This is a genomic window from Acinetobacter sp. AR_0276 (genome assembly GCF_003000705.1).
GTDB lineage: Bacteria > Pseudomonadota > Gammaproteobacteria > Pseudomonadales > Moraxellaceae > Acinetobacter > Acinetobacter nosocomialis.
The window spans coordinates 3,912,847-3,933,389 of sequence record NZ_PSQO01000004.1; the positions used below are offsets into that span (position 1 = coordinate 3,912,847).

The following is a 20,543-nucleotide window of genomic DNA, read 5'->3' on the forward strand; positions in this document are numbered from 1 at the left end:
AAACTAAATTTCAAAAAGTATGAGTGAAAGGATCAAAAAATGAATGATCAAAATAAACGGATTTTTTTACGTAGCCAAGAATGGTTTGATGATCCTGAACATGCCGATATGACCGCTTTATATGTTGAGCGTTACATGAATTATGGCTTGACCCGTGCCGAGTTACAATCAGGTCGCCCAATTATTGGAATTGCACAAACCGGGAGTGATTTGACCCCATGTAACCGTCATCACAAAGAACTTGCTGAACGCGTTAAAGCGGGTATTCGAGACGCGGGTGGTATTCCAATGGAATTCCCCGTCCACCCGATTGCAGAACAAACCCGTCGTCCAACTGCTGCACTTGACCGCAACTTAGCCTATTTAGGTTTGGTTGAAATCTTGCATGGTTATCCGCTTGATGGTGTGGTGCTGACCACTGGTTGTGACAAAACTACTCCTGCATGTTTAATGGCAGCAGCCACAACAGATATACCTGCAATTGTGTTGTCTGGTGGGCCAATGCTAGATGGTCATTTTAAAGGTGAATTAATTGGCTCCGGCACTGTGCTTTGGCATGCGCGCAATTTATTCGCGACCGGTGAGATTGACTATGAAGGGTTCATGGAAATGACCACTTCTGCTTCACCTTCGGTCGGACATTGTAACACCATGGGTACAGCGCTTTCTATGAATGCTTTGGCAGAAGCGTTGGGTATGTCTTTACCAACATGTGCCAGTATTCCAGCGCCGTATCGCGAACGTGGTCAAATGGCCTATATGACTGGCAAAAGAATATGTGAAATGGTTTTAGAAGACTTACGTCCTTCTAAAATTATGACCAAACAATCTTTTGAAAATGCAATTGCTGTAGCCTCCGCTTTAGGCGCATCGAGTAACTGCCCTCCTCACCTCATTGCAATTGCCCGTCATATGGGGATTGAGCTGAGTTTAGAAGACTGGCAACGTGTTGGGGAAAATATTCCGCTTATTGTGAACTGTATGCCGGCGGGTAAATATTTGGGTGAAGGTTTCCACCGTGCGGGTGGTGTCCCTGCCGTTCTACACGAATTACAAAAAGCTGGTGTATTACATGAAGATTGTGCATCGGTTAGCGGTAAAACAATTGGGGAAATTGCCAAAAATGCAAAAACCTCAAATGCAGATGTCATTTTTCCTTATGAGCAACCTCTTAAACATGGTGCCGGTTTCATTGTGCTTAGTGGCAACTTCTTTGACAGTGCCATTATGAAAATGTCCGTGGTGGGCGAAGCATTTAAAAAAACCTATTTATCAGATCCAAACAATGAAAATAGCTTCGAAGCACGTGCAATTGTTTTTGAAGGTCCCGAAGACTATCACGCACGTATCAATGACCCTGCCTTAAACATTGATGAACATTGTATTTTGGTTATTCGTGGCGCAGGTACAGTGGGTTATCCGGGTAGTGCTGAAGTCGTCAATATGGCTCCTCCAGCGGAGTTGATAAAAAAAGGGATTGGCTCACTGCCTTGCTTAGGAGATGGCCGCCAAAGCGGAACATCTGCCAGCCCCTCTATTCTTAATATGTCACCCGAAGCGGCTGTAGGCGGTGGAATTGCCTTACTTAAAACCAATGACCGTTTACGTATTGATTTAAATAAACGTTCTGTCAACGTGCTCATTTCTGACGAAGAGTTAGAACAACGCCGCCGTGAATGGAAACCGACGGTCTCTGCCTCTCAAACACCTTGGCAAGAAATGTATCGCAACATGGTAGGTCAATTATCGACTGGCGGTTGTTTGGAACCCGCAACTTTATATATGCGAGTCGTAAACCAAGACAACCTTCCAAGACACTCTCATTAATTTCAGGATATTTGTTATGACCATTATCGGACACAACTTTATTGGCGGTTCACGTAGTGCACAAAGTACAAGCTTATTGAAAAGTGTAAATGCAACAACGGGCGAAACTTTGCCTTATGAGTTTCATCATGCAACCGAGCAAGAGGTTAATCAGGCCTGTGAAGCAGCCAGTCAAGCGTTTAAGACTTACCGTCATACGTCTCTTGAACAGCGTGCTGTTTTTTTAGAAAACATTGCCGATGAACTTGATGCATTGGGTACAGATTTTCTTGAAATTGTCTCACAGGAAACCGCTTTGCCACTTGCACGTCTACAAGGTGAACGTGCCCGTACCAGTGGGCAAATGCGTTTATTTGCCAAAGTGCTGCGCCGTGGCGACTTTTTAGGTGCCCGTATTGATACTGCTTTACCAGAGCGTCAGCCTTTACCTCGACCAGATCTACGCCAGATTAAAATCGGTGTTGGCCCTGTGGCAGTATTTGGGGCAAGTAACTTTCCTTTAGCATTCTCAACTGCGGGTGGTGATACTGCTTCGGCACTGGCAGCGGGTTGCTCTGTAGTGGTGAAAGCCCATAGTGGACATATGGCCACAGCAGACTTTGTAGCGCAGGCAATTGAACGTGCTGTAGAAAAATCGAATATGCCTAAAGGTGTGTTTAACATGATCTATGGTAATGGCGTAGGTGAACCACTGGTTAAGCATCCTTTAATTCAGGCTGTAGGTTTTACGGGTTCATTGCGAGGTGGTCGCGCTTTATGTGACATGGCTGCAGCCCGTCCACAACCGATTCCGGTGTTTGCTGAAATGAGCAGCATTAACCCGATGTTGATGTTGCCAGAAGCCTTAAAAAACCGTGGTGAAAAAATTGCACAGGACTTGGCAGATTCAGTGGTTTTAGGCTGTGGCCAGTTCTGTACCAATCCGGGTTTAATCTTGGGTATTAAATCGGTCGAATTTAGCCAGCTCATTAGCAAACTAACCGACATTATGGGTGCTAAACCTGCACAAACTATGCTCAATGCCGGAACCTTAAAAAGTTATACCGCTGGTCTTGAGCACTTAACCCAGCATCAAGGCATTAAGCATTTGGCAGGTCAGGCTCAACAAGGCAATCAGGCGCAGCCGCAACTGTTTAAAGCGGATGTTGAGCTTTTACTGGCGGGTGACCAGCTTTTACAGGAAGAAATCTTTGGGCCAACCACAGTCATCATTGAAGTTGAAGATAGAGCCCAACTCATTCAGGCGCTACAAAGCATGAATGGTCAGCTGACTGCGACTTTAATTGCCGATGAAGCTGACTTAACCGAGTTTGCAGATGTAGTGCCAGTTTTAGAGGAAAAAGCCGGTCGATTACTTATAAATGGCTACCCAACGGGTGTTGAGGTCTGTGATGCGATGGTACACGGCGGGCCATATCCAGCCACTTCAGATGCACGAGGCACTTCAGTTGGAACCTTGGCCATTGACCGTTACTTAAGACCTGTGTGTTACCAGAACTATCCGCAAAGTTTATTGCCAGAAGCCTTAAAAGACAGCAACCCATTGCAGATTTTAAGACTGGTGAATGGTGAGATGACTAGAGAAGCGATCTAAAAAATAAAAAGAGACCAGATGATGGTCTCTTTTTTATCGATATTCAAATCTTACGTATATAATATAAATTGCCAAATTAACTTGTTTTGTAATTGATATTTTTTAAAAATAAATCAACAGCGTAATCAACCCAAGCACTAATTTCATCGGTTGATATTAAATAATCAGGATGAGTCAAACATTTTAGATGAGCATCACTTCTTAACAGTGATAAAAATATATTTGCTGCGACTTCCGAAGAAGAAGTTAATTCAATTTCTCCTTGTTTAACCGACTTTTCAAGATAACCCGCAATAATATTTGCCAGACGTTGTGGCCCCACTTCAAAGAACTTTTCCGATAATTCCGGGAATCTTACGGCTTCTGCAATACAGACTCTAAAGAATGCCAAACCCGAATGCGATAAAATAAAACACAAATAAGTTTTCCCAATTTCAGTTAAAGCTGAACGTAAGTTTTTGGCCTTTGTCTCAACCAATATAATTTGCTCTTGCATATTGGCACATTTGCGCTCAATGACGGCAGCAAACATTGCTTCTTTATTTTTAAAACAACCATACATGGTGGCTTTTGAAACACCTGCTTCTTTTTGAATCATATCTGTGGTTGTGCCACTAAATCCGTGGATCAGAAAAAACTTTGTTGCTGCATCTAGAATTTTTTGATCTTTCTCTTTGGTTTTAGTGCAATCTAACATACGAACCTACAAACATATTTAGCAATTTCATTCTTAGTGTACCTCATCGAAAAGTTCAAAATCGAGAATTGACGTAATTTTAATAAGATAGTAGAGTACCGATCGGTACAGTTGAGCTTAAGATTTGCCCTGTTCGGTGCAATAAGCTCATTTTAAAATTTAAGGTAAAAGATGAATATACGACCACTCATCGGTTTGGCAGGTGCAATTTTTGCAGCCATGACTGTCGAATTTAATAACCGAATTAGCAGCATTACCTTGGTCGATATTCGCGGTGCAATGGGCATTAGTGTCGACGCTGGTTATTGGGTCAGTAGTATTTATGCCAGTGCCATGATTATTGGCATGATCCTGTCCACCAGTTGGGCCGTTATTTTTTCTATGCGTCGAGTTCTTCTTTTTGCGATAGGACTTTGCCTCTTCTCTAGCGTTTTAATTCCTTTTAGCCCAAATATCGAAATATTTTATTTATTACGGGGCTTGCAAGGACTCGCTAATGGTTTAACCATTCCTTTACTTATGGCCTGTGCCCTTAGATTCCTAGGACCTGAAATTCGTCTATGGGGTTTGGCCTGCTATGCATTAACAGCAACTTTTTTCCCAAACTTAAGTGCTGCACTTGCTGCCTTTTATTTAGATGTGATTGGTTGGAAGATGATATTTTTCCAAACCATTCCTTTTTGTGCTTTAAGTGCTGCGCTGGTTTACTTCGGTATTCCGCAAGATCCATTAAATTACTCAAGAATAAAAACTTATGATTGGACTGGTGCGATTCTAGCCATTATTGGCTTGGCAAGCTTAAGTACCATGCTTTTGCATGGCAATCATTTGGACTGGTTCAATTCAAAATTGATTTGTGTTTTGGCTTTAATGAGTGCCATTACCCTACCTTTATTTTTAATACATGAATGGCGCTATCCAACACCATTAATTAAACCGCAAATGCTCGAAATACGAAATTTTGGCTATGCTGTTATTGCGCTGTTTTGCTTTGTGATTATTGGTATGTCAACCAGTACATTACCCCTTAATTACTTAAGCGCTGTGCATGGTTATAAGCCCACTCAAACCATGTGGATTGGCTTACAAATTGCCGCATTACAGTTTATCTATATTCCAATTGTCATTAAGGTTTTAAACCAAGCTTGGGTTGATAGCCGATATGTACATGGGTTTGGTTTACTTTTGGTGATGATTGGCTGCTTAGGTGCAAGTCAACTTGATACCACTTGGAACCAAGACCAATTCTATTTTTGGCATGCAATCTCATGTTTAGGACAAACCTGTGTAGTGCTTTCGCTCCTCATGATGGGGACAAATAGTGTCCACCCAACTATGGCAATCTATGCTTCGCCTATGATTAATACCCCGCGTGCTATTAGCGGCGTACTCGGTGTGTGTCTTTTGGACTGGGTCAATCGAGTACGTGGTGAATACCATTCAACACGGCTGATTGAAAATACCTCACAACATGTTTTTCAAAATATTCAAGGTCCTGTTATTAACCCGCTTACCCCGCCTGTGCTAAGTGCAGATGGTACCGAACGTGTTTCCGGTGGTTTATCTGCCTTAAATTCTGCGATTCAGGCACAGCAATCGGTGTTGGTGATTAGTGACCAATATCTGATTTTAGCGGGACTTACTGCAATTTTATTTATCGTTATGCTGATTTTGCCAGTTAGAACTTATCCACCACGCATTGCTCTCATTAAGTTAATGAATAGTCATAACTCAGGAAAATCTTTATGAGTACTCTCGAAGCCCAAGATCACTCCATGACCGAGTCACCCAAGTTAACAAAGATGCAATATCTTAAGAAACACTGGGTTATGGTTATTGCATTTATTATCGTTCTAGTTTCCATTTTATGGATTTTAAAAGTTATATTTTTACCTTCTTCAGTGGTTAAAACTGACGATGCACGGGTAGATGTCGAGTACTCAACCATTGCTCCTAAAGTGTCAGGCAATATTGAAGAAATTTATATTAAAGATCACCAGACCGTAAAAAAAGGCCAACTTTTGGCACGGATTGATGCACGAGATTATCAGGCGGCTTTAGCTGAAGCAGAATCTAATTATGCTAAAGCACAAGCTGACTTAAATGAAGCAAAGCTGGCAGTAGAAAGACAACCCACTGTTATCCGAGAAACAGAAGCCCAGCTTAGAAAAGTAGAAGCCGGTATTAAACTCACCAAAGATAATACAGCACGTTATGAGCAACTACAGGCGCTTGGTGCTGAGTCTAGATTGATTACGCAACAGTCAAAAACCACATTGACCGAGCAATATGCCGACTTGGACAGCAGTAAAGAAAAAGTCACAGATGCACAGTATCAGCTCAACCAATATAAAATTCAGGTACAGGCTAAAGAAGCCGCTTTAAAACAAGCTCAAGCTGCGCTTGATAAAGCAAAACTGAATCTGAGCTATACAGAAATTCGATCGCCTATTGATGGCATGATTGGACAAAAGTCTGCAAATGTGGGCAACTTTGTTGGCGCAGGTAATCCACTCATGGTGGTTGTGCCTTTAGATCAAGTGTATGTAGAAGCAAACTTCCGTGAAATTGAACTAAAACAAATTAAAATCGGCCAACCTGTCATTGTTTATGTCGACGCTTACAATGTTGAGTTAAAAGGTGTGGTAGATAGTTTTTCACCATCGACTGGTGCATTTTTCTCGCCAATTTCAGCAACAAATGCGACGGGTAACTTTACTAAAATTGTTCAGCGTTTACCTTTACGCATCAAACTCCTTGAGAACCAGCCGGATATTAAGTTGTTGCGTCCTGGTCTATCTGTTGTGGTTTCTGTGGATACGACTAAATAAACGGAATCAACTGAGCACTTAAAAACTCTAAATGAGCCTCATTGTTAGTCTTACTCCTAATGTGGGCTCATTAAATTCAATACTAAATTTGGCTCGTATTTTACCCTTCTATCCTTTTGTCCTTGCTACTTGAATAGATAAAATACAAAGCAATCCCTAAGCAAATTAGCGCTCCTAATCGATACAGTGAAAAAGGAAGCATTTCATTACCGAACCAGCCAAAGTTATCAATCAAGATACTCATCAAAAGTTGTCCAAAAATCACAGCAACAGTAGCAACCGCAGCTCCGATTCTTTGTACAGCCAGTACCATAATGACAATATAAGGTACGCCACACATAGCACCTAATAACTGCCATTTAGGAACATCTAGTAACGTTAAAGTTTGTTTAGGTTCAAAGTAAAAAATAAGGAGAGCCGTAATTAGAGCACCGACCGAAAAAGTCAGAAAAGCACTACGAAATACACCAACTTTCGCTCCAAGTTGACCATTAATTGCGGCCTGCACACTCAGCAAAGCACCACCAATGACGGCGAGAAGAATCATTAAAATTGTCATGGCTATCTCCTACGCTTTTGCCACAAGTATAAGTGCGACAACAATAAAGATGAGTGCCACTACCCGTTTACGGTCTACTTTTCGATGTGGAGTTCCCAGTAAACCATAGTGGTCGATAATCAGACTTTTAAATACCTGTCCCGCTAAAATGCCAATCATGGTCATTGCAATACCAATAATTGGAGTCGTAATTGTCAAAATAATGACGTAAGCAGGACCAAGAACACCACCGAGTAATTGCCAAGATGGAAGTGTAAAAAATGAAGGACTATTACGTGGGCTAAAAAACAGCATGAGTAGAAAAGTAAGTGCTGCACCCACGCCAAAAATACTAAACGTGGCCCACAACTCACCCACTTCTTTTCCTAACGGCCCTAAAAGCCCTGCTTCGACCGATAGCCCCATACCCCCTAAAATGGTTAGGAGTAGTAATAGAATTTGCATCTACATTGCCTCATCTGTATCTAAGCAACGAATAGTAAGGTAGCCAATTCATCAGAAAAACAGCATAATTCATGAATCACTTTTGCAGAAATTGCACAAATGGATTTAACAAATTCGATTGATATCCGCACGCTTCGCTTCTTTATTAGTGTTTATAACGCGCAAAACTTCTCAAATGTAGCACGTAAAGAAGATGTATCAGCGTCTATGATTTCACGCACCATTCAACAACTTGAAGATGCATTGGGCCAGCAACTTTTCTACCGAAATACGCGAGCAATCACACCGACCGAATCGGGCAAATTATTTTTTGAGTACGCGAAAAAAATTACCGAACAATTTGATGAAGCCCAAAAGGCATTGCAAGATAAAACCATAGAGCCATCGGGACTCGTCCGCATTAATGCCCCTGTGTTTTTTGGTCAACGGCATATTGCGCCGTGGTTGGCGGGTTTATCAGAGCGTTACCCAAGGCTTCTAATAGAACTCATTCAAACCGATGAATTTATAGATCCATTACGCGAAAGCACAGATTTAATATTTCGTATTGGAGCACTGACTGATTCATCATTTCATGCACGTATTTTTGGTACACAAAAATATCATTTGGCAGCGTCTCCTCAATATATTGCCAAATACGGTACGCCTGATCATCCGACAGAACTTAATCAGCACAAATGCCTAGTCTATAAAGGTTTTGAAGGTCCTAACCGCTGGTTAGTAAGAAAGCCCAATGAAGAATGGGTACATTATCCAATTACTCCATTGCTGTCTTCAAACAATGCCGAGAGTTTAATGACAGCCGCGCTTCATGGCATGGGGATTGTTTTATTTCCTGATTGGCTGATTGGCGAAGCTTTAAAACAAGGTGATTTAATAAAGCTTTTACCTGAATATGAAGTCGCGATTAAATCACACCCCCAGCATATCGCAGCCATTTATCCCAATGTTCGCCATCCGCCCTTAAATATTCGAGTGGTAATAGATTATTTTGCTGAAATCTATGGAGACACACCGTATTGGCAGAATTAAATTTTTCTTTTAATCATCATTTGTAAAGACAAAAACACCTGATTGCAGCAATCAAATAAACTCTGAAATCAGGGATCACCGTTAGATACTAATTAATTGCTATCTCATAATGAAAATTATCGGCCAAACCATAAGACTCACGGTATTCGACTGCTACGCCTTCAAGATTTTTTGCGATACGGCATACCTTCACTAAAGGGTCTTCAAGGTGATTATTTAAATGGCTATCTTTGATATTTTTCTCAAAAGTTAACCGTTCTGTTGCAGTAGAAATAAATTGACCGCAGTGCTGATAATAAAAAGGATAAAGTAGATTCCCAAACTCAGCGATTGGAATTTCTTCCAGATTTTTAAATAAGCGTTCAGGCAGCCAGATTCTTTCGCTTAACACAACGACGTCTTCATGCTTACGAACACGCTCGATATAAATCAGCTTTTCGGTGTGCCCAAGCCCTAACTCGGCGTTTACTTCCGGCATTGCATCACACACTTCTACTTTTTTGATTTGTCCTTGTGGCTGAATAAAATCGCCTTTTTTATTACGTAGTCTAAAAAAACGGATGAGTGAATTTTCAAAATTAGGTTGTTTGAGGAAAGTTCCTTTTCCTTGCTGTTTAACCAATAAGCCATCTTCAACCAGTCCTTCAACCGCCTTTCTAACGGTTCCTACCGATACGCTATACATTTGCGCAAGTTCTTGTTCACTTGGAATAGGCTCTTCGACTGTCCATTTTGACTGGATCAGTAGTTTTTGAAGTTCCCAACGGACCTTTTCATATCTTGGCAATTTAAAATTTTTAAATGCAGTCTCATCAAGCATTTGCGTTAAACATTATGAAATCGATTTGACAATATTAGCATAGTTCTGTGTAATACAAAAAGCAAACATATATATGTTTAGATGTTTATATATTTATCAAGGAAGATAATATGACCGCATTGATGCTGATAGCTTTAGCTGTATCTATAGGCTTAGGTTATAAAACAAAATCAATATCGGATTTTTTACGATAGCGTTTGCTTACCTGATTGGTTGCTTTGGCATGGGTCTTAAACCTTCCGAAGTTATTGAATTATGGCCTGTCAAAATTTTCTTTATTATTTTATCTGTCACTCTGTTTTATAACTTTGCTTTGGCAAATGGCGCTTTAGAAAAACTTGCCAGCCATCTCTTATATAAATGCCGTAAGTTTCCTCAGTTTTTACCTTTAGCGATTTTTTTCGCAGCAACCATTATTGCTGGCCTAGGTGCTGGTTTTTATACGGTACTTGCCTTTATGGCACCCATTACACTGCTGCTGTGTAAAAAACCAATATGAATATGGTTATTGGCGGGATGGCGGCAAATTACGGCGCTTTAGCTGGCGCAAATTTTATGACATCACAAAGTGGCATTATTTTCCGAAGCTTAATGGAAAATACTGGTATTAGCTCACAAACCGCTTTTTCATATAGCAGTGGAATTTTTGTATTAACTTTAATTATTCCAATTGCGGTGTTGGGCATTTATACCCTGTGGAATAGAAAAAGTAATTCAATTGTGATTGAAGATCAAAAGCCTGAGCCATTTGACAAAAAACAGAAACAATCCATCTTCCTTATTGTTTTAATGATGTCGATTGTTTTAGTTTTTCCAATCTTGCACCTTGTTTTTCCCGATGTAAAAACGATTAGCTTTTTAAACTCCAAAATTGATATTGCCTTCCTTGCCATTACCTTCTCGCTCATTAGTTTACTTATGAAACTTGCCGATGAGAAAAAGGTCATTGCTCTTGTGCCTTGGGGAACACTAATCATGATTTGCGGTGTTGGTATGCTCATCGCATTAGGTGTGAAACTTGGCATTATTACGACCCTATCTGAATGGTTAGCAAACAATGTTCCTGTGTGGGTTATACCAGTACTGTTATGTCTGATCAGTGCCATTATGTCTGTATTTTCAAGCACTCTAGGTGTAGTTGCTCCTACCTTATTCCCAATTGTTCCGGCGCTTGCACTTAGCTCTGGCCTAAATCCACTTGTGCTGTTCATTTGTATTGTAGTTGGCGCTCAGTCTACAGCGATTTCCCCTTTCTCCTCTGGCGGTAGCCTCATTATGGCTTCAGCTCCTGCAGATATCGACAAAACCAAATTTTTTAATCAACTGTTATTTAAAGCAATTCCTGTAGGAGTCATTGCCGCTTTAATCACTATTTTCGCTTTAAAATTTGTAATGTGAGATGAAAATGAACTGTATAGATACACATGCACATGTTTTTTCGACACAGGACCACAGTATCGAAACAGCACGTTATGCACCTGATTATGAGGCAACTGTACAAAGTTTTATCTCTCATCTTGATGAATACAATTTCACGCATGGTGTTTTGGTTCAACCCAGCTTTTTGGGTACCAATAACCAAGCGATGTTAAACGCAATTCAGCAATACCCTAAGCGTTTAAAAGGGATCGCCGTTGTTCAACATACGACGACTTTTGAGGAGCTAGTGAATCTCAAGGCACAAGGCATCGTTGGTGTTCGCTTAAATCTATTCGGTCTTAACCCTCCTGCGCTAAATACGCCTGACTGGCAAAAATTTTTACGTAATGTGGAAAGCCTCAACTGGCAAGTTGAATTACACGCACCGCCAAAATATCTGGTTCAGCTTTTGCCACAATTAGATGAATACAGCTTTGATGTCGTAATTGACCATTTTGGCCGAGTTGACCCTGTTAAAGGGATTGAAGATCCGGATTATCAGAAATTTTTAAGCTTACTTAACGTAAAACAGCACTGGATTAAAGTGTCCGGTTTCTACCGTTTGGGTGCCGCTCCAAACAACATAAATACGGCACGACTGGCCTATAACATTCTTAAAGAAAAAGGCTTTTTACACAAACTCATTTGGGGAAGTGATTGGCCACATACCCAACATGAATCTTTAATTACTTATGAAAATGCATTTAGAGCTTTTAAACAGATTGTGTTTGATAAACACGAGCAATGTTTAATTTTAAATCAGAACCCTACCGAGCTGTTTGGTTTCTCACGTACATAAGGAGTATGTATGAAAAATGATATATCTATATCGGAAGTAGAAAAGTCAACGATCCGTAAACTCTCTTTTCGTATTCTTCCTTTCCTCATTCTTTGTTATTTCATCTCATATATTGACCGAGTAAACATTGGTTTCGCCGCTTTAACCATGAATCAAGAAATTGGTTTAACCGCGACTGCCTTTGGTTTTGGTGCGACATTATTTTTTATTGCATATGTCATATTTGAAATTCCAAGTAATATGGCCATGGAAAAGCTAGGTGCACGTATCTGGATTGCCAGAATCATGATTACTTGGGGCATTGTCGGTTGCTGTACCGCCTTCATTACTGGCCCTATTTCATATGCAATCTCACGGTTTTTACTTGGTGCTGCCGAAGCCGGATTTTTTCCTGGTGTATTACTGTATTTAACCCTATGGTTCCCTAAACGATATATGGCTCGAATTGTTGCCGTATTTATGGTTGCCATTCCTTTATCTAATTTTATTGGTTCACCATTATCTGCCTTACTGTTGGGCTTACATGGTTTAGTTGGTTTAAGTGGATGGCAAGTGCTTTTAATTTTTGAAGCATTGCCTGCAATTCTTCTTGGCATATTATGTTTAGTTTGGCTTCCAAATAAACCGAATCATGTTAAATGGTTAAGTTCTGAGGAAAGAGAATGGCTATCGAGTACCTTAACTTTTGAAAAAAACCAACAGTTAAATACTGAAAAACAAGACAGTGCCGAACAGAAAAAGAGTAAGTTCAAACTGCTGATTACCAATAAATATCTATGGTTCTTCGCAATTATTTATGCAGGAAGTTCAGCAACCAGCAATATTTTATCATTATGGATGCCTCAGATTTTAAAGGCTTTCCATTTAACTGCCATGCAGACGGGTCTTTTAAATATGATTCCGTTTGGTTTAGCTGCTGCTTTCATGATTGTTTGGGGCGTACATGCCGATAAAAGTGGCAATAAAAGTCTCAACACAGCCATTCCATTATTTGTAACCAGTTTTGGTTTGCTTCTTACTATTTTTACCTCGTCTTTAACTTTGAGCTTACTTTTATTCTCACTCGTTTTGATGGGTAACTATGCCATTAAAGGTCCTTTCTGGGCATTGGTTTCTGAGCGCTTACCGCCGACTCTGGTAGCCGTAGGCATCGCAGCGGTTAATACCATTGCGCATATCGGTACTGGGCTTATGAACTCTATTATGGGTATAGTCAAAGATTATTCGGGTAGTTTCCCTGTTTCACTTTTACCGCTCTGCATTCTGACATTTATTGGCGCCGTGATTGCGTTGTATTTAGGAAGAAAACCAACTTTACCGAAAGCACAAAAGGTTCAAAAATTGGTTTAGGTTTTAGAAATAACAGATTTAATAAAAAGAGACCCATTGATGGTCTCTTTTTTATTTATAACAAATATATAGATGCTAAGATGAATCAATATTTTCTTATTTTTATATGAAAACTATAAGTTTGTCTGTCTTTACTCCAACAAAAAGCCCATCTTCCGATGAGCTTTTTATTTAATTAAGATTATCAAATGCATTAGACTTTAAATTCTGCTATTACAAAGTTTTTTACTATTTCATCAAAATTTGGTTTCAGAAGAGTTGGCTTGCTATCTTTTATAGTTATATACCAATAACTTGCTGCAACTCCCATGCTAATTAAAGCTAACAATTTCATTGCTCACCTCACTTATTGGGAAGAGTGGACTTCAACTTAACATCCGCGTTTGTAGCGTTCCAACTCGTTTTAACGAGGTTTCTGTATATTTTTTAAGCAATGTGTAATAAATAAGCCTACAACTTTGAGAGCCTTCTTTAACGCCCATAATTTAGATAAATTAATGTTTTCCAAATCTTATACGAAATCCCATAGAATGCCCTTCTTCTTTGACTTTAATAGTATATAAGTATTTAATTTTATTAAAATCTTTCCTCATTTCTATATCAACCACTCCATCTTGCTTCTGTCCAGTTATTTCAACTTTATAAGAGTAAAGTGGCCGTTCAGCATCAGTATAAAAATCAGATCCATACTGCTTAATACTGTAGTCTTTAATTTTTCCAAATTTCTGTCTTATGGTTTTATCTGTATATACCACTGATTTAACCCTTTGTGTATTTTCTTTATTATTAATAAATAAGTAGCCACTTCCAATAATAAGAATAAATATAGTGATCAAAGCGATATTTCTTTTTTTCATTAGATCTTTAAATTCTATGTACATATATTTCTAAAAATATTTAGGGAAAAATATTCTATCAAATTTCAATATATTATTTTAAGATTTAATCTAATACTTAAAGAACTTTAACTAATTTTATTAATGCTAGGGATAGCCTCGGGTTTATTTGAATATATCAGCACCCTTTTGTAAGTAAATTTCCCAATTCTTCATTAAGCGATTAATATTTTCTGCATACGAATACAATGAGGGATCGTATCCATCCGTAGGAGGTATATATTTAATAAAACTTTCTATTTCAGCAGGATAATCAAAATCTGTATAAATACTTTCTACTTCATCTAAAGGATCTTCAAAACTTTCTCGATTAATCCAAAGCCAGCTAAGAAGTATATAATGATGTGTGCTGAAAAAACAGGAGGTTTTAACTTGGTAAACTAAACACACTCATCAGGAGTTTACCATGAGCAAGAAACACAAGACTTACACCACAGAATTTAAAGCTGAAGCCATCAAATTAATTGAAGCCAATCAAGGCAATGTCTCGGAAACAGCCAGACAACTTAGCATTTCAATGCAAACTCTTTCAAATTGGAATACCAAAGCAAAGGCTGGAACTTTAGCAGGTACAAAACAGTATTCACCTGATCTAAACGCTCTACTCGAAGAAAATAAAAAACTCAAACAACAGCTCAAAATAGCTGAAATGGAACGTGAATTTTTAAAAAAGGCAGCAGCGTACTTTGCCAAAGAAAGTCAGTAAGGTACGCCTATATGAAACAAAAAAGATATTCTTTTCCAATTACCTTAATGGCTCGATTACTTCATGTTTCAGTTTCATGTTTTTATGATTGGCTCAAGAGAGGCGTGAGCAAAAGAACGATTCAACGAAATCAACAGACGATATTGGTGAAAATAGCCCATGAGGAGACAAGGCAGAGCTATGGTTATATTCGATTAACCAAATACTTACAAGCTCAGGGTATAAAAATGAGTATGTACGCTGTACGTCAGATAAAAGCGCTGAACCAGCTGTATTGTAAGCGACACAAGCGTTTTAAAAGGACTACGAATAGTGACCATAATCGAGCGATCTATGAAAACCTGCTGGAGCAACAATTCTCAATGACTAGACCAAATCAAGCATGGTCAAGTGATATTACGTACATATGGACTGTTGAAGGATGGCTGTATTTAGCAGCGGTAAAAGACCTTTACACGAAGCAAGTGGTTGGCTATAGCTTAAATGAGCGCATGACAACACAGCTTGTTTGTAATGCGCTAAATATGGCTATTCACAATCAAAAACCAACCAAAGAACTGATTGTGCATTCAGACAGAGGAAGTCAATATTGCAGCCAGGAATATCGAAATATACTTGAGCAATATGGTTTTCAAGGTTCAATGAGCAAGCGCGGAGACTGTTACGATAATGCACCGATTGAAAGCTTTTGGGGAATACTGAAAAATGAGTTAGTGCATCATTACAACTATCAAACCAGAGAAGAAGCCCAAGCAGATATTATAAAATACATTGAGTTATTTTATAATCATCGAAGAATTCAAAAGGGTTTGGGTTTTAAGACACCAAATCAAATGGCCGAAGACTTTTATAAGTTGGCTGCCTAGAATCTCCCAAGGGAAAGTCTCCTGATAATTCAGCGTATATCAATAAAGCCATTTTTCCCTAATCATCGAATCTTCATTAGTCTCTGAACATAATTCATTCAAAAAGGGACCGATATCATCTGATTCACTCGGTATAAGGAATGATAGTTCAAGTTCAGCGTTAGTATAGTCTTCCGTTAATAAACTATTTTCTGCTTTTTTTATTGGTATTTCTGAAGTGAGAAGATTATTTTTATAGCCCCATTTGATATCACACCATGAAAGTGTCACCTTTTCATTAATAAAATCAGCAGGTATTGGATACAAATTCATGTCATTGTGCCTCTGGGATCATAAAAATCATTAATTCTAATATTTCCCGAATACTTATTAATTTGATCTTCAAAAAAATTTTTAAGAAAAAACAATATAATTTCGATAGTTTAAAAAAGCTTACTCTTTCGAGTAAGCTTTATCCTTAGGAGTTTTCTACTGATAAATAATGATCACTATAATTCAAAAAATTACTAGCCTTGATCAAAATTAAATAATCTGAATCTAGTTGATTAAAGTCTGATTAATCAATGATTCAATTTTTTGAGAAGCAACAGAATTATAGTAAGTACATTCATTCTTTGCTTCTTCAATTGCACTTTGGAAAGAAATTACATCCTCGTAATTATTAAATGAATCAAGTGATTTTTTATAACCTGCAACAATACTATCAATTGAAGTGTTAGGATTCTTTTGCCAATAACCTGAAGCTAGTTTATTGTCTATATTCATATACACCGAAACTGTATAATACTTTGGATCGTTTGCCTCTGTATTTAAATAAGCCCACTGTACATTACCCCATTTTCCAGTAACAGCATTACTTCCAGCTAAAGAAACATAGTCTGAAAAGTTATTAACGCTAACACCATTAACAGAAGCTAAACTTTCTGTATTAGTAATTACATAGTAAGGGACTGAATAATTTGTTCTTTCAACCTGAAAACACTTAGCTCCTGCAGGAAATGTATTTTTTTTAGTTAAAGCTAAAAAATTTTTAAATTGATCACCAATAGATTCTCGATGAAAAAATACGCTTGTAGGAATTTTCTCTGCAAGCAGATTCCAATATACGGCGGTTCTGTCACTTATTCTGACATTCTTTAAATCAATCCAGCGCCCTTTCTCTTCTACGACAATATTCTTAAGGCCATCTTTGTTATAAGGGGTTTTTCGAAGAGTAGTTCCATCTTGTGAAGTAGATCTTAAAATATATCGTCTATAACCTAATGGATACTTCGTCTCATCTGGTCTGTAAAGACCATCTGTGCTTAACATTAGGCGACCAATATCTGGTTGAGTGTTTTTATCTAATTTAAGATAATCTGCATACCAAATATTTCCGTTTCTTGAATTTCTAGTAATCTCAACAAATGTATTATCAAACTGAATAGATGCCCATTTGTAAGAAGTAGTATTATCAAACTCGCTACTAAGAATTTCATCTTTTGTTGTTGTAACTGTATCACTACTTCCAGTCCCGCCACCACAGCCGACCATAAGACCTGAAAGTAGAAAAAGGAAAATAGCTTTATTAAGTGTCATAAAATTTACTCTTTTTTATTGAGTGGTATAAAATGCGGTTAAGCATAATAAGTTAAAATTTTATTATAAGAAATAATTAATTTTCAGATTTAACTTCTTAATTATCAGACGTAATAATAAAAGTTTAAGTAACTTAAAAAGGTAATCAATTATTAAAAATTAAATTTATTACTTCATTTAAATTGAAAAATATTAATTCCTATTTCAAAAACCTCTCCACCACCATATCCCGCTCATCCAAACTATTTGAGCTTAAAATCTGGAACATCAAGCCATCAATTAGGTTTAAAACCAAATTGGCATCGGGCTTTAATGCATGAGTTTCTAAACTAAAATCAGGTCAAAAATCTCATGAAGCAACCATTTTCTATACTCTATTGCCATACGGTAAGCCTGTGGGTAAGCGATTTTAATTTCAAAATAGGCTTTTAGTAAAAGGTAGTACAGGCTATTAAAGTTGGCATGTAAAACAATAATTTCTTTGAGTTTATCTTTTGAAGTGCGGTAATGGCCTGAGTAAATAATGGAGAGCACTTCTTCTCTGAGCAAGCTTTTTTGAAAGGCAATGCACATTTCAATTAAACCTTCTTTTGAGCCAAAATATTTATAAAAGGTGGATTTGTAATTTGGGCTTCTTTAGCAATCAGGTCTACGCCCGCTGTGTGAAACCCGTAAGTTGTAAATAGGTGTATGGCAGTTTGAAGAACATATAGTTTTTCGAAGATATTTCTAAATTTGACATAGTTTTGCCGTTATAAATTCTTGTTGTTTCTAAATGAGATTAAAAAGCCTGTGCCTTTTCTGGGAGAAAAAAAGGCACAGCAAAGCCGTAAAGACTGTGCTTGGCACATCTCAAGTTTTATTGTTGCTAAGTTTTAGACGTAATGATTTAAAGCCTGAAAAGCCTATAGGCAATCAAGTTTCTTTAAAGTGATTTAAGTTGTGTCGAGATAGTTTTTGACAGTGACTGCCAATAATTTATGAATGTGCATAGCCAACTCCTTCTTTTGGGAGTTCTGCCGAAACATTATAATTATGGTGGCAGAACGGAAGCGGGTTGACGGACTGGTTTCAACTCCAGCACACTCGAAAGTGTCCCACTCCCGTCCTACCGCTACGGGAGGGAACGAGGTGTGCACACAAAACTATTCCTCAGAAGAAATAGTCCTGAAGTGGTTGAAATAGCGGTCCGTCAAAACCGACTGGCAATGTAGGCCAGCCCGCAAAGGATAGTATCCAAGTCACTTACAGTCAAGCATACAAAATGACATTTGCTTTAAAATAGATCATTAAAAGTAAGGATAAATAGTTAAAATTTATTGTTAATTTTTTATTTATAAAATGCATAAAAACAAAACACTCTACTCGTGTCACTGCTCAAATATCCGTTCCAATTAGCAATTCTTTTAGCCGACCTTGAGCCTTTTATGGCAACTTAAATGGAAATACGTAAATGACATTACTAGCCATAGGATAAATCCCTAAGCTTTCGGTTCTTTCTTTCAATTGTTCTATAGAAAGTCCTGAAATCGGTTCACGCCCGCCCCAAACCAACAAGCCTTTTTTAGCATAGTCTTCGAGTACTTCTATGGTTTTTCCATTTTTAAGCTCAATCACAACATTTTTTTCTTTAATTGGGAATAATTGCGCATTTTCATCGGTAACGAACAGGGTCAGGCTTATAGCTGTCGCTATTTGTTCTTGGTATGGCGCGATAATAATTCCATTACTAGCGACTGGCGTGATGCTCAGTTGTGAAAACTGCAAATCAGTTATAGCATCTTGATTGGGAGCTCGACCACTCCATATAAGAATGCCTTCAGGGAACGCGGCTAAAGGTTCTTGGCTGTCATTATCTCTAGTATTTTTCCGTCATCAAATTTAATAACCAGACTTTGTCCTGCATAGCGTGTTAAAGCACTATTTTGGTCAACAGCAAAAATTTTCATTTAATTTCATTCCCCAACAGCCAAGCATAAGATCATAACGGTTAGCTATCTTTTAAGTTGGTATTTTTGTGAAGGTTATTAGAGGGTATTTAAATAATTATAATTTTATTCGATTAAAATCTTAAGTTTAAGTCATGCTAATTGTTTAGTCCCAGATTTTAATGGTGCAATATCTCAGATAAATGGAAGGAAGCACTATGGGACAAGTTCTACACAGCAGCCGCCACAACGACACAGGCAGTGCGTCGAGCATACAAAATAGTCAAGAGAGCTTAAGAACGCTAGCCAAGCGTTACGGCATCAATCAAAAGACCGTCGCAAAATGGAAGAAACGTACTTCAGTAGATGATCTTACAACCGGCCCAAAGAACCTCGCTCAAGCGTGTTATCGCCTGAAGATGAGGCGGCATTGTTGCTTTCGAAAACGCACTTTGTTGCCGCTAGACGATTGCCTTTATGCATTGCAGCCGATATTCCTTATCTGACACGCTCGTCGTTACACCGCTGCTTACAGCGGCATGGTATTTCACGACTGCCTGAGGTACAAGGTGATCGCCCTGTCAGGAAGCGCTTCAAGAGCTACCCCATTGGTTACTTCTATCGACATCGCTGAGATGCAAACAGCACAGGGTAAGCTTTATCTCTTCGTTGCCATTGATCGCACTTCCAAGTTTGCGTTCACTGAATTGCATACTAAAGCCAGTAAGATGGCAGCCGCGGAGTTCATGCGCAATCTGGTTAAGGCTGTGCCCTATAGAATCCATACGGTGCTAACAGATAACGGCATCCAGTTCACGAACCGCACCTGTGATCGCTACGCCTCTGAGCACATCTTTGATCGGGTTTGTACTGAATGTGGCATTGAACATCGTCTTACCAAGGTTAAGCATCCATGGACCAATGGACAGGTCGAGAGGATGAACCGAACGATTAAAGAAGCTACTGTCAAACGGTTCCATTACGACGATCACACTCAGCTATGCATTCACCTTGCTGATTTTATTGCTGCATACAACTTCGGCCGCAGACTCAAAACACTCAGGGGCCTGACTCCCTACGAATTCATCTGCAAACAGTGGACAGATGAACCTGAACTTTTTAAAATTGATCCGATCCATCAATGCCGGGACTAAACAATTAGGTACACAATCAAACTCCCGTACCCAGCCATTAATT

Annotated in this window: 16 protein-coding genes and 5 pseudogenes; 10 read left to right on the top strand and 11 right to left on the bottom strand. The window is 38.7% G+C overall.

All coding sequences use genetic code 11. The features are described from left to right. Window positions 1-39 precede the first annotated feature (39 nt). Together CSB87_RS19695 and CSB87_RS19700 are read left to right on the top strand one after the other, a co-directional pair. Window positions 40-1,827: an IlvD/Edd family dehydratase gene (locus tag CSB87_RS19695; protein ID WP_031952566.1), complete on the top strand. Its 1,788-nt coding sequence runs from the start codon at window positions 40-42 to the stop codon at window positions 1,825-1,827. Between the two features lie 16 nt (window positions 1,828-1,843). Further along, the gene (locus CSB87_RS19700) at window positions 1,844-3,421 is read left to right on the top strand and encodes an aldehyde dehydrogenase (NADP(+)) (protein WP_004887125.1); all 1,578 of its coding nucleotides are present in this window, start codon (window positions 1,844-1,846) and stop codon (window positions 3,419-3,421) included. 76 nt (window positions 3,422-3,497) lie between these two features. Here the strand turns inward: CSB87_RS19700 and CSB87_RS19705 are convergent, their stop codons facing one another. Further along, window positions 3,498-4,118, bottom strand: a complete 621-nt coding sequence (locus CSB87_RS19705) for a TetR/AcrR family transcriptional regulator (protein WP_004887123.1) — start codon at window positions 4,116-4,118, stop codon at window positions 3,498-3,500. A 171-nt stretch (window positions 4,119-4,289) separates the two neighbouring features. On the opposite strand from CSB87_RS19705, the gene CSB87_RS19710 reads away from it, so the two are divergent. Further along, a complete protein-coding gene (locus CSB87_RS19710) occupies window positions 4,290-5,867 on the top strand; it encodes an MFS transporter (RefSeq protein WP_004887121.1) in 1,578 nt (525 codons plus the stop codon). Continuing rightward, the gene (locus CSB87_RS19715; protein WP_004887120.1) at window positions 5,864-6,949 is read left to right on the top strand and encodes an HlyD family secretion protein; all 1,086 of its coding nucleotides are present in this window, start codon (window positions 5,864-5,866) and stop codon (window positions 6,947-6,949) included. Before CSB87_RS19710 ends, CSB87_RS19715 begins: the two co-directional genes overlap by 4 nt. 100 nt (window positions 6,950-7,049) lie before the next feature. On the opposite strand, the gene CSB87_RS19720 is transcribed toward CSB87_RS19715, so the two are convergent. Beyond that, window positions 7,050-7,508, bottom strand: coding sequence for a DMT family transporter (locus CSB87_RS19720; RefSeq protein ID WP_004887119.1), 459 nt, complete (start codon window positions 7,506-7,508; stop codon window positions 7,050-7,052). Between the two features lie 9 nt (window positions 7,509-7,517). Then, on the bottom strand, window positions 7,518-7,952 hold the full coding sequence (locus tag CSB87_RS19725; RefSeq protein WP_004887118.1) for a DMT family transporter: 435 nt from the start codon (window positions 7,950-7,952) through the stop codon (window positions 7,518-7,520). A 99-nt stretch (window positions 7,953-8,051) separates the two neighbouring features. On the opposite strand from CSB87_RS19725, the gene CSB87_RS19730 reads away from it, so the two are divergent. After that, window positions 8,052-8,984: a LysR family transcriptional regulator gene (locus tag CSB87_RS19730; protein WP_004887117.1), complete on the top strand. Its 933-nt coding sequence runs from the start codon at window positions 8,052-8,054 to the stop codon at window positions 8,982-8,984. Between the two features lie 88 nt (window positions 8,985-9,072). On the opposite strand, the gene CSB87_RS19735 is transcribed toward CSB87_RS19730, so the two are convergent. Continuing rightward, entirely contained in the window at window positions 9,073-9,804 is a 732-nt protein-coding gene (locus CSB87_RS19735; protein WP_004887116.1) for a GntR family transcriptional regulator, read from the bottom strand. Between the two features lie 110 nt (window positions 9,805-9,914). Here CSB87_RS19735 and CSB87_RS19740 point away from each other — a divergent pair. The 3 genes and pseudogenes from CSB87_RS19740 (at window position 9,915) to CSB87_RS19750 (ending at window position 13,372) form a co-directional block, all read left to right on the top strand. Continuing rightward, a pseudogene (locus CSB87_RS19740) lies at window positions 9,915-11,202 on the top strand (SLC13 family permease). A 7-nt stretch (window positions 11,203-11,209) separates the two neighbouring features. Beyond that, window positions 11,210-12,022, top strand: a complete 813-nt coding sequence (locus tag CSB87_RS19745; protein WP_004887112.1) for an amidohydrolase family protein — start codon at window positions 11,210-11,212, stop codon at window positions 12,020-12,022. Window positions 12,023-12,031: 9 nt separating this feature from the next. Next, on the top strand, window positions 12,032-13,372 hold the full coding sequence (locus CSB87_RS19750; RefSeq protein WP_004887111.1) for an MFS transporter: 1,341 nt from the start codon (window positions 12,032-12,034) through the stop codon (window positions 13,370-13,372). Window positions 13,373-13,565: 193 nt separating this feature from the next. Here the strand turns inward: CSB87_RS19750 and CSB87_RS19755 are convergent, their stop codons facing one another. From CSB87_RS19755 to CSB87_RS19765, 3 genes and pseudogenes are all read right to left on the bottom strand, one after another. Then, complete coding sequence (locus CSB87_RS19755; protein WP_004887108.1) at window positions 13,566-13,706, bottom strand: hypothetical protein; 141 nt, start codon at window positions 13,704-13,706, stop codon at window positions 13,566-13,568. Between the two features lie 160 nt (window positions 13,707-13,866). Next, window positions 13,867-14,229 (bottom strand): hypothetical protein, encoded by a 363-nt coding sequence (locus tag CSB87_RS19760; RefSeq protein WP_009498982.1) that lies wholly within the window; start codon window positions 14,227-14,229, stop codon window positions 13,867-13,869. 144 nt (window positions 14,230-14,373) lie between these two features. After that, window positions 14,374-14,607 (bottom strand): annotated as a pseudogene (locus CSB87_RS19765) (DUF2247 family protein); the annotation flags it as partial. A 67-nt stretch (window positions 14,608-14,674) separates the two neighbouring features. Between CSB87_RS19765 and CSB87_RS19770 the strand changes: the two are divergent. Then, window positions 14,675-15,840 (top strand): IS3-like element ISAba22 family transposase gene (locus CSB87_RS19770; RefSeq protein ID WP_106105013.1). Its coding sequence is split into 2 segments (ribosomal slippage): window positions 14,675-14,933 and window positions 14,933-15,840, totalling 1,167 coding nucleotides; the frame shifts between segments, so codons are not numbered across the junction. A 42-nt stretch (window positions 15,841-15,882) separates the two neighbouring features. Here the strand turns inward: CSB87_RS19770 and CSB87_RS19775 are convergent. The 4 genes and pseudogenes from CSB87_RS19775 to CSB87_RS19980 all read right to left on the bottom strand — a co-directional run. Further along, a pseudogene (locus CSB87_RS19775) lies at window positions 15,883-16,152 on the bottom strand (DUF2247 family protein); the annotation flags it as partial. Between the two features lie 225 nt (window positions 16,153-16,377). Then, on the bottom strand, window positions 16,378-17,418 hold the full coding sequence (locus tag CSB87_RS19780; protein ID WP_006581575.1) for a hypothetical protein: 1,041 nt from the start codon (window positions 17,416-17,418) through the stop codon (window positions 16,378-16,380). Between the two features lie 199 nt (window positions 17,419-17,617). Next, a pseudogene (locus CSB87_RS19785) lies at window positions 17,618-18,160 on the bottom strand (TetR/AcrR family transcriptional regulator). A gap of 683 nt (window positions 18,161-18,843) precedes the next feature. After that, window positions 18,844-19,185: a hypothetical protein gene (locus tag CSB87_RS19980; RefSeq protein ID WP_228155271.1), complete on the bottom strand. Its 342-nt coding sequence runs from the start codon at window positions 19,183-19,185 to the stop codon at window positions 18,844-18,846. A 379-nt stretch (window positions 19,186-19,564) separates the two neighbouring features. Between CSB87_RS19980 and CSB87_RS19800 the strand changes: the two are divergent. Next, window positions 19,565-20,500: pseudogene (locus CSB87_RS19800) on the top strand (IS481 family transposase). The last annotated feature ends 43 nt before the right edge of the window (window positions 20,501-20,543 follow it).